Origin of the sequence: Acinetobacter sp. RW6, assembly GCF_041956835.1 — a bacterium.
GTDB classification, from domain to species: domain Bacteria; phylum Pseudomonadota; class Gammaproteobacteria; order Pseudomonadales; family Moraxellaceae; genus Acinetobacter; species Acinetobacter calcoaceticus.
Map to the genome: position 1 here is coordinate 2,215,919 of NZ_CP167121.1, position 16,610 is coordinate 2,232,528.

At 39.6% G+C, this 16,610-nt stretch carries 13 protein-coding genes; 9 read left to right on the top strand and 4 right to left on the bottom strand.

The genetic code is table 11. The annotated features are described in order from the left end of the window. Positions 1-233: 233 nt before the first annotated feature. Entirely contained in the window at positions 234-956 is a 723-nt protein-coding gene (locus ACB088_RS10565; protein WP_307010670.1) for a pirin family protein, read from the top strand. Positions 957-1,033: 77 nt separating this feature from the next. Here the strand turns inward: ACB088_RS10565 and ACB088_RS10570 are convergent, their stop codons facing one another. Then, positions 1,034-1,654 carry a TetR/AcrR family transcriptional regulator gene (locus tag ACB088_RS10570; RefSeq protein ID WP_092707837.1) on the bottom strand — a complete coding sequence of 207 codons (621 nt, stop codon included), beginning with the start codon at positions 1,652-1,654 and terminating at the stop codon, positions 1,034-1,036. Between the two features lie 524 nt (positions 1,655-2,178). Here ACB088_RS10570 and ACB088_RS10575 point away from each other — a divergent pair. From ACB088_RS10575 to ACB088_RS10590, 4 genes are all read left to right on the top strand, one after another. Then, positions 2,179-3,138 carry a metal-dependent hydrolase gene (locus ACB088_RS10575; protein WP_092707835.1) on the top strand — a complete coding sequence of 320 codons (960 nt, stop codon included), beginning with the start codon at positions 2,179-2,181 and terminating at the stop codon, positions 3,136-3,138. Positions 3,139-3,203: 65 nt separating this feature from the next. Continuing rightward, on the top strand, positions 3,204-4,037 hold the full coding sequence (locus ACB088_RS10580) for an SDR family NAD(P)-dependent oxidoreductase (protein ID WP_092707833.1): 834 nt from the start codon (positions 3,204-3,206) through the stop codon (positions 4,035-4,037). A gap of 22 nt (positions 4,038-4,059) precedes the next feature. Continuing rightward, positions 4,060-5,583 carry a flavin-containing monooxygenase gene (locus ACB088_RS10585; RefSeq protein WP_375036907.1) on the top strand — a complete coding sequence of 508 codons (1,524 nt, stop codon included), beginning with the start codon at positions 4,060-4,062 and terminating at the stop codon, positions 5,581-5,583. Positions 5,584-5,697: 114 nt separating this feature from the next. Then, complete coding sequence (locus ACB088_RS10590) at positions 5,698-6,573, top strand: class I SAM-dependent methyltransferase (RefSeq protein ID WP_375036908.1); 876 nt, start codon at positions 5,698-5,700, stop codon at positions 6,571-6,573. Positions 6,574-6,575: 2 nt separating this feature from the next. On the opposite strand, the gene ACB088_RS10595 is transcribed toward ACB088_RS10590, so the two are convergent. Then, positions 6,576-7,598, bottom strand: a complete 1,023-nt coding sequence (locus ACB088_RS10595) for an AraC family transcriptional regulator (RefSeq protein WP_375036909.1) — start codon at positions 7,596-7,598, stop codon at positions 6,576-6,578. A 136-nt stretch (positions 7,599-7,734) separates the two neighbouring features. Here ACB088_RS10595 and ACB088_RS10600 point away from each other — a divergent pair, with 136 nt between their 5' ends. The 4 genes from ACB088_RS10600 to ACB088_RS10615 all read left to right on the top strand — a co-directional run bounded on the left by ACB088_RS10600 (position 7,735) and on the right by ACB088_RS10615 (position 12,791). Further along, positions 7,735-9,222, top strand: coding sequence for a flavin-containing monooxygenase (locus tag ACB088_RS10600; RefSeq protein WP_375036910.1), 1,488 nt, complete (start codon positions 7,735-7,737; stop codon positions 9,220-9,222). 43 nt (positions 9,223-9,265) lie between these two features. After that, positions 9,266-10,120: an SDR family NAD(P)-dependent oxidoreductase gene (locus ACB088_RS10605; protein ID WP_375036911.1), complete on the top strand. Its 855-nt coding sequence runs from the start codon at positions 9,266-9,268 to the stop codon at positions 10,118-10,120. Positions 10,121-10,198: 78 nt separating this feature from the next. Further along, complete coding sequence (locus ACB088_RS10610; RefSeq protein ID WP_375036912.1) at positions 10,199-11,092, top strand: alpha/beta hydrolase; 894 nt, start codon at positions 10,199-10,201, stop codon at positions 11,090-11,092. A 28-nt stretch (positions 11,093-11,120) separates the two neighbouring features. Continuing rightward, positions 11,121-12,791, top strand: a complete 1,671-nt coding sequence (locus tag ACB088_RS10615; RefSeq protein ID WP_375036913.1) for a GMC oxidoreductase — start codon at positions 11,121-11,123, stop codon at positions 12,789-12,791. Between the two features lie 65 nt (positions 12,792-12,856). Here ACB088_RS10615 and ACB088_RS10620 read toward each other — a convergent pair whose 3' ends face one another. Both ACB088_RS10620 and ACB088_RS10625 read right to left on the bottom strand, forming a co-directional pair. Further along, entirely contained in the window at positions 12,857-15,055 is a 2,199-nt protein-coding gene (locus ACB088_RS10620) for an OsmC domain/YcaO domain-containing protein (protein ID WP_375036914.1), read from the bottom strand. A gap of 251 nt (positions 15,056-15,306) precedes the next feature. Continuing rightward, a complete protein-coding gene (locus ACB088_RS10625) occupies positions 15,307-16,587 on the bottom strand; it encodes an OprD family outer membrane porin (protein ID WP_375036915.1) in 1,281 nt (426 codons plus the stop codon). Positions 16,588-16,610: the final 23 nt, after the last annotated feature.

The following is a 16,610-nucleotide window of genomic DNA, read 5'->3' on the forward strand; positions in this document are numbered from 1 at the left end:
TTCAATTGTTATATTTAAAATTGTTTGGTTAGCTAGCCATTTCCCTTTTTCATCTTTAGCTTTAAAAGTAAAATTCCAATTTTAACTAAAAGAGTCCTTTTTCTTATTGAAGAAATAGCCTTCTATTTCATCGTTCTATAAATCGTACTAAGCTTTCCATTTTTAGAGATTTATTACAATAATCGCTACGATAAACTGCACTCAGAGAAAAAATTAAATTAGGAGAGTAGATCATGTTTGATATGCGTTTATCTCATGAACGTGGCGCAGCACATCACGGCTGGTTACAATCAAAACATAGCTTTTCATTTGCTAACTATTGGGACCCGAAACAAGTCGGTTTTTCAGATCTACTTGTAATTAATGATGATAATGTTGCTCCGTCTAAAGGCTTTGGTACTCACCCTCACAATAATATGGAAATTATTTCCTATGTACTTGAAGGCGCATTAGAGCATAAAGACTCTATGGGTACAGGTTCTGTGATTGTACCTGGCGACATTCAGTTAATGAGTGCAGGTCGTGGAGTGGCTCATAGTGAATTTAACCATTCTGCACAAGAAGGCGTACATTTTTTACAAATTTGGGTCGTTCCAAGTGAAGTAAATACAGATCCAGGTTATCAACAAATTCATATTGATGAAGAAGACAAACGCGGTAAATTGCATTTGATTATTTCACCAAAAGGCGGTGAAAAAACTTTATCCATCAAACAAGACATTAATATTTATTCAGGTCTTTTTGATGGTGAAGAAACTGCCGAATTTACGATTCCTGATGGTCGATATGTTTACCTCCATGTTGCCAAAGGTCGCGTTGATGTAAATGGTAAAACCTTTAACACAGGCGATGCAGCACGTATTCGTGATGGTGGAAGCTTATCGTTTACCAATGGTGATCATGCTGAAATTCTGATTTTTGATATGCGTCCGGAAGAAGTTCCAACCATGCCATAATGAAGCTAAGCCCTCACATAAAACTTTATGTGAGGGCTTTTTTAGCGTTTATACAAATTGAAAAAGTCTAACTGTGATCAATGCTCTTCTGAGCGCGACATCTCTGCATTGATATAGCTCATGATCATAGTGGTTAACCCCTGCACCATTTCATCAAAACTGATATAAGGGTTTGGCAAAATAAGATGTCGAGCCACATTAAAAATCCCACTATTAATACAAATATACGTAATCACAGCGACGTTGTTAATTTTTAAATATTTAGGATTATGCATCATATATTTCATGATGACTTCCACTAAAGCCTGCTCAATTTTTGGAATGTATTTATCGTACTGTAACTCGCCTGCATAACGTAAAACAGTTAAATAACGGTCATTATTTTTCTTTAATAAATCACTAAAAGTATAAAAAATCATTTCAATTACGGGTTCTAACTCCAACTGTAAAATAGTTGGCGCAAGTTCCGTAATCATGTCCAGAATTTCTCGGACAAAATAGTGATTCATCGCATCGTAAATTTCTTCTTTATTTTTAAAATATTCATATAAAGATCCGACACTCACCCCTGCAATTTCTGCAATATGACGTGTGGTGGTGCCACTTGGTCCATGAAGCGCCACTGCAATAAAACCCGCTTCAATGATAGTATCGACAGTAACTTTGGCTCGAGTTTGACGAGGTTTACGCGTGGTCATACGATCTAATCAATAATCCGAACATAAAGTCAGATTAGCATGTAATCAGACTCGGTAGAAATAAAAAAACAAAATCCGAATAGTTGTCAAACTTGATCAAAAAAAGCTTCCCAAATAGATGCAATTAAGGATATCGAAACATTCTTATATTTGCTCTAACGACCCTAATTAAAATAAATTATTCATTATTTTTCAAAAATATAAATAAATTTTTATTAAAGTTTTTCTTATGAAAGAAATTGATAAATTACTTTTATATATTTAAAAATTTACCCGAATTGAATCCGAACATAAAGTCAGATTAATATGAAAAAATTAAAGAAGAGTCACTGAGAAATTCTGTGTGTCTCAACTCTTCTTTCCGTTATTCAGCCAAATAATCAAACAAATAACGGAGCAACAACACCGTAGTCAATCCAGAGAACACTCTGCTTTGAAAATGGAATTTACAGTGCCTTGTTGAACATTAAGTTTATTGATTTTCATCAAAATGCACTACTACTGATTTGTCTCAAGGTGTCGCTATGATCTCGACCACAGTAAAAAAATCATTTAACAAACTTAAATTTCAACGTGAAATTGAGTTGCCGGATTTTGCCAGTAAAAGCACTATTCCAATCCGTCATTTAAATATTGGTTTTGATGGTAAGGAAATTGATGTCAAGTTCTATATGAACAATCAATTTGCCACCTTGTTTTTTGCCACACTTTCAGTTTTTTTAACTTATGGTGAAGATCTGGTGATCGAAACTGCCCGTCATCACCGTGACTTTATTAAAGATCCAATATTAAAACAGCGAGTGACTTCGCTCATTGGTCAAGAAGCAATTCACTCAAAATTGCACAATGAATATAACGATGCACTTCAAGATGCTGAATATCCTGTTGCACTCTATCGTTTCCTTGGCTCGAACTTCTTTAAATATGTGTTTTTAAAGTTTCCGCAGCCACTCAAATTATCAATGATGGCGGGTATTGAGCATTTTACTGCTGTACTTGCTGAATACATGATGAAGCATGAAAAGAATTTCTATTATTCAGATGATGCGAAGAGCCGTGCATTGTGGATGTGGCATATGCTTGAAGAATCTGAGCATAAAGATATTGCCTATGATGTCTACCAAATCTTAAATGGCAGCTACCCATTAAGAGCATCTGGTTTCGTCCTTGCTCTCATTACCATTTTAGGGCTTATTCCTGCGACGACCTTATTTGTACCAGTTTTAAGAAAACCGCAAGAGATGTTCACCTTAAAATTCTGGAAAGATGCCCGTCGTGGCGTTGGTTTAATCTTTGGCCCGAAAGATGGTGTTTTCGGAAGTACGATTGGTCAGATTCTTGACTATTTACGTCCAGACTTTCATCCAAATGACCATGATACGACTGAATATCTTGAGTACTACAAAAAGAAATTGCTGAACGAAGGTGGTGCAATTGCTCCTTACTTTGTTAAAGAATTTACCCCACCTGTACGCGTGTCTTAATCGTCCTTTATGACTAGCTATCTCGTAGATAGCTAGTTTCTCTTCAAGTTATTTATGGATGAATCATGATTTTATTTGGCAAAAAGAAAGTTAAACCAAGCCAAAAAGCTTATGCCGTGGTGACAGGTGCAGGCAGTGGGATTGGTCGAAGTTTTGCAATTGAACTCGCAAAACGTGGTGGCAGTGTGGTTTGTGCAGACATTAATCTAGAAGCTGCTGAAGAAACCGTAAAAATTCTTGAACAACAAGGCGCGAAAGCTTTCGCTGTGCGTTGCGATGTCGGTAACTCTGAACAGGTTACAGATCTAGCAGAAACTGCTGAGATCTTACTTGGGCACCCTGTAACCCTAGTTATTAATAATGCAGGTGTAGGTTTGGGCGGAAAATTCGATGAAATGACGCTCGAAGACTGGAATTGGGTCATGAATATCAACCTTTGGGGTGTTATTCACGGTTGTCATGCATTCGTACCAAAATTTAAAAAGTTGGGTTACGGCGCGATTATTAATGTTGCTTCCGCTGCATCGTATACGGCTGCACCAGAAATGACCGCCTATAACGTGACTAAAGCAGGTGTACGCGCGCTTTCAGAAACGCTTTCTGCCGAACTACACAAGTTCAATATTAAAGTTAATGTGCTCTGCCCTACTTTGGTTCCAACCAATATTATAAAAAATGGTCGGATTCCAGGACGGTATTCAAAGCTTGCAGACCATGCACTGATGAACTATGCCCTCACCACGAGTGATAGTGTAGCCAAATTAACACTTAACCGCCTTGATCAGAATGAGCTTTACACCATTCCTCAAATCGATGCGAAGTTATTCTGGCTCATGAAGCGTGCATCACCAAGCTTGTATAACAAGTTCCTTGGCACGTCTTACAAATTATTGAAATAAGAAATTTATAGGTAGTACGCATATGACTGCTCAAATGAAAACAAATGCATCAGCAAAAAAAGCTGTCAATTCACCCAACCACATTTTCGATACCTTTATTGTAGGTGCCGGCATTTCAGGTATAGCTACTGCCATTCGCCTAGATCAAGTTGGCTATACCAATTATAAAATTATTGAAAAAGCTGGCCGTGTGGGTGGTACATGGCGTGAAAACACCTATCCAGGTTGTGGCTGTGATGTGCCATCTGCGCTTTATTCTTACTCGTTTGCACCAAGTGCAAAATGGAGCCATTTATTTGCTCGCCAACCTGAAATTTTAAGTTATCTGGAAGATGTGAGTAATGAGTTTAATGTTTCATCTAAAATAGAATTTAACAACGAATTGCTGAACGCAGCATGGGATGACTCACGCCATGTGTGGGTACTTGATACCACTACTGGTCAGTATTTATCTAAAACTGTTATTTTCGCTACAGGTCCAATTACTGAAGCACAAATTCCACGTCTTGAAGGTTTAGATACGTTTAAAGGTGAGATGTTCCATTCAGCTAAATGGAACCATGATTATGATTTGACAGGTAAACGCATTGCTGTGATTGGTACTGGCGCATCAGCAATCCAGTTTGTGCCCCAAATTCAACCAAAAGCGAAAGAGCTTTTTGTGTTCCAACGTACAGCACCTTGGGTACTACCAAAGCCAGACACAGACTTGGGCGAATTTAGTAAATCAGTGATTGCTAAGTATCCATCTATTCAAGCAAGCTGGCGTAAAAGTGTAGCGTTAACTCTGAATGCAATTAACTTTGGTTTACGTAACCCGCTTGCACTTAAACCGGTAAATGTACTGGGTAAGCAATTACTTAAATTACAGATTAATGACCCTGTGCTACGTAAAAATGTAACGCCAAACTTTGATATTGGTTGTAAACGTATTTTGTTTGCTAATAATTACTACCCTGCGCTACAAGCACCAAATACAAACCTTATTCCTCATGGTTTAGTGAAAGTTGAAGGCAATACGGTTGTTGCTGCCAATGGTGAACGCCATGAAGTTGACGTAATTATTTGGGGCACTGGTTTTGAGGTATCTCATCCGCCAATTGGTAAACGTGTTCATAATGAAAAAGGTCAATGTTTACAAGATTTGTGGAAAGATAGTTCACCTGAGGCTTATTTAGGTACCAACATTGAAAATGTGCCGAATGCATTTTTAATTTTAGGACCGAATGTCTTGGTTTATGACTCTTTTATTGGCTTAGCTGAGGCTCAGCTAGACTATATTGTAGATGGCTTATTGAAAATTAAGAACAAGGGTATTAGCAAGTTCAACGTTAAGCCCGAAGTTATTAAAAAGCATAATGATTTGGTACAAAAGCACTTAAAAACAACTGTATTTAATAGTGGTGGTTGTAAGAGTTACTACCTTGATGCCAACGGCCGTAACTTCGCTGCATGGCCATGGTCATTGAAAAAGCTGAAACAACGTTTGAAAAACGTCGATTTGAAAGATTATGAAGTGACATATCAAACGACAAAGACTCATTAATTTGTAATTTTGATCAAATCCGTTGTAAGAAATAGGCAGTGTATTTTAGGTTTTCATGAAAATACACTGCCTTCTTCGTTGAATATCTTCAAGAAATAAAAAAACAGGATAAAGATGAAAGAAGGTCAATCAAGTCGTACCGCCGAAGCCGCCGCTGCATTACGTGCAAATCACTTTAAAAATACGGTCAGCCCTGTATTTTCAGACCCTTATGCTTTTGAGCTGACCAGTAGAAGCTGGAAAAAACTTCTATCAAGCCCACTCCTTGTTAAATTAATGAATTCTGCGATTTTAAACCGCACTTTAGGTTTACTCACTGGGCAAGTGGTCGGACGCTCTCGTTATGCCGAAGATTTACTTGATCAGGCAGTTCAACAAAACACTCAACAATATGTTTTAGTTGGTGCAGGTCTAGATTCATTTGTACTACGTGAGTCTCACCATTACCCAACTTTAAAAATCTTTGAAGTTGATCATCCTGATACTCAAGCTGCCAAACAAGCCAAACTAAAAAAGCTAGGAAATATTCCTTCAACAGTTGAGTTTGTCGCAATTAATTTTGAAAAAGAGTCTATCTCTGAAGCCTTGACCAGAAGTCTCTATGAGCGATCCGCTCCTGCTTTTTTTTCATGGTTAGGAACAACTCATTATTTAAACCCGCAAACGACCTTGCAGACTTTAAAAAGTATTGCTGAATTTGCAGTAAACGCTAGCGAAGTTGTATTCGACTATTCGACCGATTTTCAGGAATTAACTGGTATCGAACGCATTGGTAGCATGGGTGTTGCCCAGTTTACCCATTTGCTGAAAGAACCTTTATTAGGTCAATTCAAACCTACTGATTTACATCACGCAGTTGAACAAATGGGCTTTGAAGTCGTTGAAGATTTGTCAGGTGAAGCCATTACTGAACGTTATTTTAGTGCACGAGTAGATGAGATTCGTCACACCTCGGCGACACGTTTGTTGCATTTGCGCTTGAATAAATAAAGTTAGCTTGATGATTTCCCAATTAATCGTACTGCATGCGGTGTCTTACCGCGCCATCTTTTATAAGCATGAATAAAACTGGCAGGTTCGGCATAGCCCAACCATTCGGCAATCTGCTCAATAGATACTTTCGGTAAAGTCAGATATTGTTCTGCTAAAACCTGTCTGACTTCTTCACGTATTTGAATAAAGGTCATGCCTTCTTGAGACAGATGACGGCGTAAGGTACGTGCATTTAAATGCAAACGATCAGCAACCATGTCCATAGAGGGCATTTCCCCTCGTACCCTCATTAACTGCTGCTGCACTAAATTAATAAATTTCTTTTGTGTTTGGCGCCTATCTAAAATTTGCCGACATTGTTCTTCAGCCGTATGTAAAATCAGGTCATTGGCCATTTGTAGTTTTTGATCTACTTTATGTGGATCGAGTAAAACAAAGTTCTTGGCCGCCCCAAACTCCGGCAGAATTCCAAACAAATCGATATAGGGTTGTACCTCAGCTTTAGGCTGGAAAGTGAAAGCCATATATTGACAAAAATTATCTTGTACCAAGTCCCGTTGCACCGTAATGAGCGCCGCGGCGTCCCGTTCAAGAATAAACTGGCGAACTGAAGGTGGTACGCCCTCATCTTCAATCTCAATCCGAATACCTTCATCTGTATCTGAAACTAGAAATCGGGTAAAAGCAAAAGTAAGTGAAAAATAGGTTAAAGCTAAATCAAGTGCTTCACGAATGCTGGCACTGCTCATGAGGGCCATGCCTAAAGGCCCAAATGTTGTAAAGTGATAGCGTGTACCTACATCTAAGCCTAATGTCGGCCTGTCTCCAAGCTGCTCAACCAAGTTATGAATAACCTGCAATTCTTGCTGACCTGTCACCACCATATTAGGATCAAGCAATTGCTGTTGACTGATTCCAGTCTCTTCTAAAATGGTCTGATAAGAAATGCCTGATTCCACCGCAAAATCAGCCATTAATCGAACACTATGTACACTGCGTTCAAAAGCCCATGCATACTTCACTGTATTGCTCAGAATGTCCTCGAATCACAATATTTTGTCCTCATCCATCCTCTAAATCAAGCAAATAAACGACTATTCTGCATACAGGAAATTGCGATTCTTTCGCCCACTGTTTTTAAGGATTTTAGAGCAGCCTATGTTTAATTCGTCAGCTAATTCAAATAAAAATGTACGCATCGCCATTATAGGCACGGGTTTTGGTGGTTTGGGTCTTGCGATTCGTCTCAAACAAGCCGGTTTTGAACAATTTACACTATATGAAAAAGCCGCTGATGTCGGTGGTGTCTGGCGCGACAATACTTATCCGGGTGCTGCTTGCGATGTACCTTCACATCTTTATTCTTTTTCTTTTGAGCAGGAACTTGGCTGGAAAAACCGTTACGGCACATCTCAAGAGATTTATCAATATTTACGCCACTGCGCCGATAAATATAACATTCGCCCACATGTTCAATTTAATACCGAAATTGCCAGTGCCGAATTTGATGCCCTACAAGGTGTATGGCACATTAAAAGTACTTCTGGTGAACAGTTCGAAGCTGAATTCTTAGTGGGCGCTGTAGGCCAGCTCAACCGCCCTGCTTATCCGAAACTCAGAGGCATTGAAAACTTTAAAGGTAAGGCTTTTCACTCAGCTCGTTGGGATCATGACTATGACTTAACTGGCAAACGTGTTGCTGTAATTGGTACAGGTGCGAGCGCCATTCAGTTTGTTCCTGAAATTGCTAAACAGGTTGCTCATCTTGATGTTTATCAACGTTCGGCACCTTACGTCATTCCAAAGCCAGATCGGATTTATCAACCTTTAGAGAAAAAAGCATTCCGCAAATTACCGATTTTGCAGAGTCTAGATCGTGCCTTGCAATATGGCCATCACGAAATTCGTCTGCTTGCTTTCACTACTTCGCTAAATGAAATGCCTTTAGTGGAATATTTATTCCAACGTCATATTCGTAAGGTAGTTAAAGACTCCAAATTACGTCATCGTTTAATGCCGGACTACCCAATTGGTTGTAAGCGTATTTTGATTTCCAACCAGTGGTATGAAACGCTCACTCAACCTCATGTAGATGTTATTCATACGGGCATTCAAGAAATCACTGAAAATGGCATTTTAGATACGGACGGAAATCTGCATGAAGTTGATACCATTATTTATGGTACTGGTTTTGCTGCGACTGAATTTATGGCCCCAATGCAAATTACTGGATTGGACGGACGTACCTTAAAAGATACATGGAAAGATGGTGCAGAAGCATACCTTGGCTTAACTGTTAGCGGCTTCCCTAATTTCTTTATGCTTTATGGTCCAAACACCAATCTTGGACATAATTCAATTGTCTATATGATTGAAAGTCAGGTGAATTATATTTTAGATGCCATTCAAACACTGATAAAAAACAAGTTGTTATTCACCAATGTTCGTGCAGAAGTTCAACACGAGTTCAACCAAAATATTCAAGAAAAAATGAAGAAAACCGTATGGGCACAAGGTTGTACAAGTTGGTATCAAACCGCTGATGGCAAGAATACCAATAACTGGCCAGGTTTTACCCTTGAGTATCGTCAACGCACTCGCCGCTTTGATATTGAAAACTACACTCAAGTCTCGGCTCTTTCTTAATCAGCTTCACGATAGGAAATCAGAAAAATAAACGGAGTATTTTATGAAAACATTTAAGAACAAAGTCGCTGCTGTTACAGGTGCGGGTTCCGGTATTGGACAAGCACTTGCAATTGCACTGGCAAAACAAGGCTGCCATCTGGCGCTTTCCGATATCAGTGAAGCGGGTTTAGCTAAAACTGTTGAACAGTTATCGGCTTATTCAGTCAAAGTAACCACGCAAAAAGTTGATGTTGCTAAGCGTGATGAGGTGGCAAATTGGGCAAAAGCTGTTGTAAATGAGCATGGCCAAGTTAATTTGATTTTTAATAATGCTGGTGTAGCAATAGGTAGCACGGCTGAAGGTGTAAGTTATGAAGATCTTGAATGGCTCATTGGTATTAATTTTTGGGGTGTAGTTTATGGCACTAAAGAATTCTTGCCATTTTTAAAGCAAAGTGGTGATGGGCATATTATTAATATTTCCAGCATGTTTGGCTTAACAGCTCAACCGACCCAAAGTGCTTATAACGCGAGTAAATTTGCCGTTCGTGGTTTTACCGAGTCCCTACGCCAAGAACTGGATATGCAAAATGCTGGGGTTAGCGCAACTTGTGTGCATCCGGGTGGTATTCGTACCAATATTGCTAAAGCTGCACGTATGAATAATAGCGTCCAGTCTTTAGGCATGGACCCTGTTAAAAGTCAGGATGCTTTCGATAAATTACTTCGCACCCCTGCTGACGAGGCGGCTCAACAAATTTTAGAGGCTGTTCGTAAAAACCGTCGACGCTTACTGATTGGAGCCGATGCGAAAGTCGTTGATGTGATTCAACGTATTCTTCCACAAGGCTACCAAAAGATTTTTGGAGCCGCGACTGCTTTTCAAACTCGCCTACTCAACAAACCAGCAAAATAAAAAAATCACTGATCAGCATCATCCTAAATTTAGGAGATGCTGATCAATAAATAACAAGCTCTAGTATGAGTTCTTATTATGAAGCAGCTTCTTGCATGGACCATCCGGACTACACTACGTCCGGCTTTATCACCCAAGACTCCAGTGAAGTTACAACGTTTTTGTAGCGATGCAGCCAGTGTTATTGTGCTTGGGCCACGTGGCTATAAAACAAAAAAGCAAAAAATTGCTCAAATGCCAACAGTTCATATTCAGCCCAAAACGACTAAGTCAGGGCTAGGTATCTTGTATTTACATGGCGGTGGCTATGTGGTTGGCAGTTCAAAAAGTCACACTAAGCTTGCCGCTCAAATTGGACACGCAGCTCAAGCACAAGTCTGGTTACCTGAATATCGCCTCGCTCCAGAGCACTCAAGCCCCGCTGCTATTGAAGATGCAATTGCTGTCTACAAAGCTTTACTTGCCCAAGGACAAGACCCGAAAAAACTCGTGTTTGTCGGAGATTCTGCGGGTGGCGGGCTGAGTTTAAGCACTGCAATTGCTATTCGGGATGCAGGATTTCCACTACCAGCTGCATTGGTTTTACTTTCACCATGGGTTGATTTAAGCCTCTCTGGAAACAGTATGAAAACTCGTACAGCTCAAGATGCAATGCTGTCTGAAAACTGGTTAGCGTGGTGCGCAAAAAATTATTGCGGGCAAAAATCAGTAACTGATTCAACTTGTTCTCCACTTTATGCTGACTTAACAGGTTTACCGCCTATTCTGATTCATGCGGGCACTGAAGAAGTTTTATTAGATGATGCAAAACGTCTCGCTGAACAAGCTGAAAAATATGGTATTCCGACGAACTTTAGGATTTATGACCAAGTCGGACATGTTTTTCAGTTCCACGCGGGTATACTAAAAGAATCTAATGACTCGATTGAGCGCATTGGGCAATTCATTGATAAACATACACAGTCAATATAAAAAATAATCGCCAGAGAGGAGCCTCGGCATGACAACAAACAATTATGACTATGATTATCTCATTATTGGTTCAGGCTTTGGTGGTAGTGTTTCTGCTTGCCGTCTAACCGAAAAAGGTTACTCAGTTGCTGTAATGGAAATGGGGCGTCGCTGGAAAGCCGAGGATTTTGCGAAAAATAACTGGAATTCCCGCCGTTGGATTTGGCGTCCGGGCATGAAGCTTTTCGGCTATTTCAATATGCGCTTTTTTCGCCATGTCACCATTATTTGCGGGAATGCTGTAGGTGGAGGTTCAATTACCTATGCCAATACCCTACTCGTTCCACCTGAACATATTTGGGACGAAGGCACATGGGCAGATGCTGCAGACTGGAAAAATGAAATGCCACAGCACTATGCCGAAGCAGAACGTATGCTTGGGGTGACGGATAATAAAATTTTTGGTCCAGCTGACCATATGCTTAAAAAAATGGGTGAAGCTATCGGTGTGGGTCACACATTTAAACCGACTCGTGTTGCAACCTTCTTTCCACCCGAAGGTGAAGAAGGCGGAAAAACCTATCCTGACCCATATTTTAACGGTGAAGGTCCAGACCGTGCGACGTGTACAGCATGTGGCGGGTGCATGACAGGTTGTAAACACAACGCAAAAAATACTTTAGATAAAAACTATTTGTACTTTGCCGAAAAAAATGGCGCCAAGGTTTATGAAGAAACTAAAGTTGTTGATGTTAAACCACTCAATGGTAAAGCAGATGGCAGTGATGGCTATGAAGTAACCACTGAATGCTCAACCTCATGGTTTAATAAACAGCGTCGTACATGGAGAGTACGCAACGTGATTTTCTCGGCATCTTCTTTGGGCACCCAAGAGATGTTGTTCCGCTTAAAGCAGTCTGGTTCTCTGCCAAACATTTCCGATGACTTGGGTAATCGGGTTCGTACCAATGCCGAATCTATTTTAGGGGTTCGTTTCTTTGGTAAAGATGTCGACATGAGCAAAGGTGTTGCTATTGGTTCAAGTATTTACATCGACCATGACACCCATATTGAAGCAACTCGCTACCAAAACGGTTCCGATGCAATGGGTCTCATGTGTACTTACATGGCAAAAGGCAAACCGGGTTGGACACGTATCTTCTTTTGGTTATGGGCGTTAATCTGCCATCCATTTATTTTTCTACGCATGAGTAATCCGGTTGGTTTTGCACGTCAAACCTTGATTTTCTTGGTGATGCAAACTGCCGATGCTTCAATTAACATGCGCTTGAAACGTAACTGGTTTTGGCCTTTTGGCAAGGTTTTATCTAGCGAAGGTAAAAAGCTACCGGTTTATATTCCACAGGCCAATACATTTACCGAAAAAGTTGCCAAAATGTTTAATGGGCACCCCATGACAACCATTACCGAAATTTTATTCAATGTGCCTTTTACCGCACATTGCATGGGTGGCTGTGCAATTTCTTCAAGTCCAGAACGTGGCGTGGTAGATGGACAAAACCGTGTTTTTAACTATAAAAACTTATATGTTGTAGATGGTTCAATGTTAGGTGCCAATTTGGGTGTTAACCCAAGTCTCACCATTACAGCTTTAGCAGAACGTGCAATGTCGTATATTCCGGCTAAACACACTTTGGGCGAACATCAGGATGATACAACAGAGGCAGAAATCTTAGAGATCAGCAAAGAATCTGCTTAAGCTAGAAATTTGTTTTATAAAAAAAGCCTATTTAAAAATAGGCTTTTTTTATTTAGCTTTTTAAATTACGAAGCTACTGCTTTAGCGCGAGCTGCATGTAATTTTTTATAACTATCGATCAGACGTAAATGTCGATCAAGCCCTTCTAGTTTCATGCTTGTTGGTGTTAAACCGTAGAAACGAACGCTACCCTCGATAGAACCTAATACTGCGTCCATTCGTGTGTCACCAAACATACGGCGGAAATTAGTCAGGTAATCTTCAAGCTCTAGTTCTTCATCTAACATCACTTCAAGAACCACGTTCATGCACTGATAGAACAAACCACGCTCAACGGTGTTAGTGTTATATTGTAGGTAAGTTTCGACTAACTCTTTTGCCTCTTCAAATTGCTGCAAAGCAACGTAAATCAACAATTTCAACTCTAAAATCGTAAGCTGTCCCCAAACTGTATTGTCATCAAATTCAATGCCAATCAATGTGGTGATTTCAGTGTAATCGTCTAACTCACATTCCTCTAAACGCTCAACCAACGCCTCAAGTTGTTCATCATCCAAACGATGTAGATTTAGAATATCTTCACGGAATGAAAGTGCTTTATTGGTATTGTCCCAAATCAAATCTTCAACGAGATAAATTTCTGAATAATCTGGCACTAAAATACGGCAAGCTGTCGCGCCTAAGTGCTCATAGACTGCCATATATACTTCTTTGCCCATCTCTTCAAGAATACCGAACAATGTTGCAGCTTCGTCTGCATTCGATTCTTCACCTTCTCCAGAAAAATCCCACTCAACAAAGTCATAGTCAGATTTAGAACTAAAGAAACGCCAAGATACCAAACCGCTTGAGTCAATAAAGTGCTCAACAAAGTTGTTTGGTTCAGTGACCGCATTACTTTGGAAAGTCGGTTGAGGTAAATCATTTAAGCCTTCAAAACTACGGCCTTGAAGTAATTCAGTCAAACTACGTTCTAATGCAACTTCAAAACTTGGATGTGCACCAAACGATGCAAAAACACCACCCGTACGCGGGTTCATTAAAGTCACACACATTACAGGGAACTGACCACCTAACGATGCATCTTTAACTAATACAGGGAAACCTTGCTCTTCTAAACCTTTAATACCAGCAACGATACCTGGATATTTTGCTAATACTTCTTCAGGGACATCCGGAAGTGCAATTTCACCTTCCAAAATTTCACGTTTTACAGCACGTTCAAAAATTTCTGACAAGCATTGAACTTGGGCTTCCGCCAAAGTGTTACCTGCACTCATACCATTACTTAAGTACAAGTTTTCAATTAAATTTGATGGAAAATAGACAACTTCATCGTCAGACTGGCGCACAAAAGGTAGCGAACAAATACCACGCTCTACGTTACCTGAATTGGTGTCATATAAATGTGTGCCAAGCAACTCATCATCTGGGTTATAAATCTCAAGACAATATTCATCTAAGATTTCTTGAGGTAATTCACCATTTGGACCCGGTTTAAACCATTTTTCATCTGGATAATGCACAAATTCAGCATTGGCAATCTCTTCACCCCAGAACTGGTCGTTATAGAAGAAGTTACAGTTAAGGCGCTCAATAAACTCGCCTAATGCAGATGCCAAAGCACTTTCTTTAGTTGCACCTTTACCATTGGTAAAACACATCGGAGACTGTGCATCACGAATATGTAAAGACCATACATTTGGCACGATATTACGCCAAGATGCGATTTCAATCTTCATGCCCAAATTCGCCAAAATGGCAGACATATTGGCAATTGTTTCTTCTAATGGCAGATCTTTACCCTGAATATAGGTATGGCTTTCTGAAGTTAAGCTTGGCAATAACAATGCTTGCGCATCTGCATCAATGCTTTCAACTTCTTCAATAATAAATTCAGGGCCAGTTTGAATCACTTTTTTAACAGTACAACGGTCGATTGAACGTAAAATCCCTTGGCGATCTTTCTCTGAAATATCGGCTGGTAATTCAATCTGAATTTTAAACGTTTGCTTGTAGCGGTTTTCAGGATCAACAATATTATTTTGTGATAAACGAATATTATCGGTTGGGATATCTCGAGCTGCACAATACACTTTTACAAAGTACGCTGCACACAATGCGGAAGATGCTAAAAAATAGTCAAATGGGCCCGGTGCCGAACCGTCACCCTTGTAGCGAATTGGTTGATCGGCAATTACCGTAAAGTCATCGAACTTAGCTTCCTGTCGAAGATTGTCGAGATAATTAACCTTGATTTCCATGCTGGCACCTAAATATTTTTATGTGTCAGCGCAGACACATAAAATTCTAAATATTGAAATATAAGCCGAATCACAGCGAAGAAATTGACTTAAAAAATGAGAGATTAAAGCCATGTGTTTAATGAACGACTCAATTGGCTTTAATAAGATTGGCGGTATTATAGAGTGATTTTGTGAAGTTGATAACTAAAGTTAAAACATTGATGCTCACAATGTTTTAACTTGTCTTTAATTTACTTAAATATTGAGCATTAAAATTTAAAGGTGTAATCCACATTCAACCGTGTTTCATTTGCCGAGTGAAATGTCATATTACTTGGCATATCGTTACGGTAATGAGAAAAACGAGCTCGCATACCTAGGCCTTTTAACTTTCCTTCAGGAATTTTATAACCTAAATCAAATTCCATCGACTCTTCTTTAAATCGCTGATCGCCATATTGCAGCAAATCAATATCTTCCCCTTTTGCATAGCGGGTCATAAAGCGCAGTCCATTTAATGAAACATCACCTAATTGCGCATTTTTAAAATCATATTCGTAACGAATCGAATAGACTTTTTCGTCTTTATTTGAGTAGTCAGAACTCATAAAATCAAGCACGACCGGACTTTCAGTTCCCGACAAAAATGGCAGACCTGTCGAGCCAAACGACTGCATATAGCCCAAAGAAACCGTATGGTTTTGATAGTTCAAACCAAATAAGCCACTGATATGGCGGTTATCTACCTCTCCTATTTTTTTGCTTCCAGTTTCTTCACTATTAAAAAAACGTACGTCACTTAAAAAATTAAGCTGGTCATTTAAAGGCTGTTTTCCGTTAAAACCCAAAAATTGTTGCTGATAAATGTCTTTGAGTTCAGCATGATAAGCACGTAACCGGTAGTCCTTTAACTGATAACTTCCTCCCAGCGTGTAAAAAGAATCAGTGGTTGCCGCCTTATCAAAACGACGGTTGATATTATCCGTTCCAACATCTGTAAAGCGAATTGAGTCGCGTTGACGCACTTCGTCGACATAAAATCCTTCGAGTTGAAGATTTGGAATTTCATTTGAAACAAAGCGAATACCGCGATAAGTCTGGGGGAACAAACGCGCTGGCGATGAAAATATGGTTGGTAATTGTGGAACCAAATCACCTAGAAAAAGCTCATTTTTTCTAAATTTAGCCTTTCCTGTAATGCCGATTTTTCCATAATAATCATCACGAGAATTATCGGTATTAACTGGTAATAAGCCACTACGTGCATAGTCATCAGCATGGCTTCCCATTAGGTTAGAGCCTGCCATTGCTAGCACATCAACACCAAACCCAACTGTACCCTCGGTATAACCTGACTGTCCTTTAAAAATTAACCCCTGCGCCCAATCTCTGGCCGCGGTATAGGGATATGGGTCTTTTTTATAATCTCGGTCAAAGTAAAAATTTCGAAGTGTCAGCTCAGCTTTACTGTCTGCAATAAACTCGGCATGCGCAACTTGAGTAAATAATGGGCACAAGCATACCCCCACCCACAATGGTGTCTTTTTCATTTTTTATCTCAACTATTTAATTT

Bases quoted from the DNA above. Each gene is read 5' to 3' on its own strand.
- ACB088_RS10565 (WP_307010670.1), top strand. From the start codon at position 234: ATGTTTGATATGCGTTTATCTCATGAACGTGGCGCAGCACATCACGGC.
- ACB088_RS10570 (WP_092707837.1), bottom strand. From the start codon at position 1,654: ATGACCACGCGTAAACCTCGTCAAACTCGAGCCAAAGTTACTGTCGAT.
- ACB088_RS10575 (WP_092707835.1), top strand. From the start codon at position 2,179: ATGATCTCGACCACAGTAAAAAAATCATTTAACAAACTTAAATTTCAA.
- ACB088_RS10580 (WP_092707833.1), top strand. From the start codon at position 3,204: ATGATTTTATTTGGCAAAAAGAAAGTTAAACCAAGCCAAAAAGCTTAT.
- ACB088_RS10585 (WP_375036907.1), top strand. From the start codon at position 4,060: ATGACTGCTCAAATGAAAACAAATGCATCAGCAAAAAAAGCTGTCAAT.
- ACB088_RS10590 (WP_375036908.1), top strand. From the start codon at position 5,698: ATGAAAGAAGGTCAATCAAGTCGTACCGCCGAAGCCGCCGCTGCATTA.
- ACB088_RS10600 (WP_375036910.1), top strand. From the start codon at position 7,735: ATGTTTAATTCGTCAGCTAATTCAAATAAAAATGTACGCATCGCCATT.
- ACB088_RS10605 (WP_375036911.1), top strand. From the start codon at position 9,266: ATGAAAACATTTAAGAACAAAGTCGCTGCTGTTACAGGTGCGGGTTCC.
- ACB088_RS10610 (WP_375036912.1), top strand. From the start codon at position 10,199: ATGAAGCAGCTTCTTGCATGGACCATCCGGACTACACTACGTCCGGCT.
- ACB088_RS10615 (WP_375036913.1), top strand. From the start codon at position 11,121: ATGACAACAAACAATTATGACTATGATTATCTCATTATTGGTTCAGGC.
- ACB088_RS10620 (WP_375036914.1), bottom strand. From the start codon at position 15,055: ATGGAAATCAAGGTTAATTATCTCGACAATCTTCGACAGGAAGCTAAG.
- ACB088_RS10625 (WP_375036915.1), bottom strand. From the start codon at position 16,587: ATGAAAAAGACACCATTGTGGGTGGGGGTATGCTTGTGCCCATTATTT.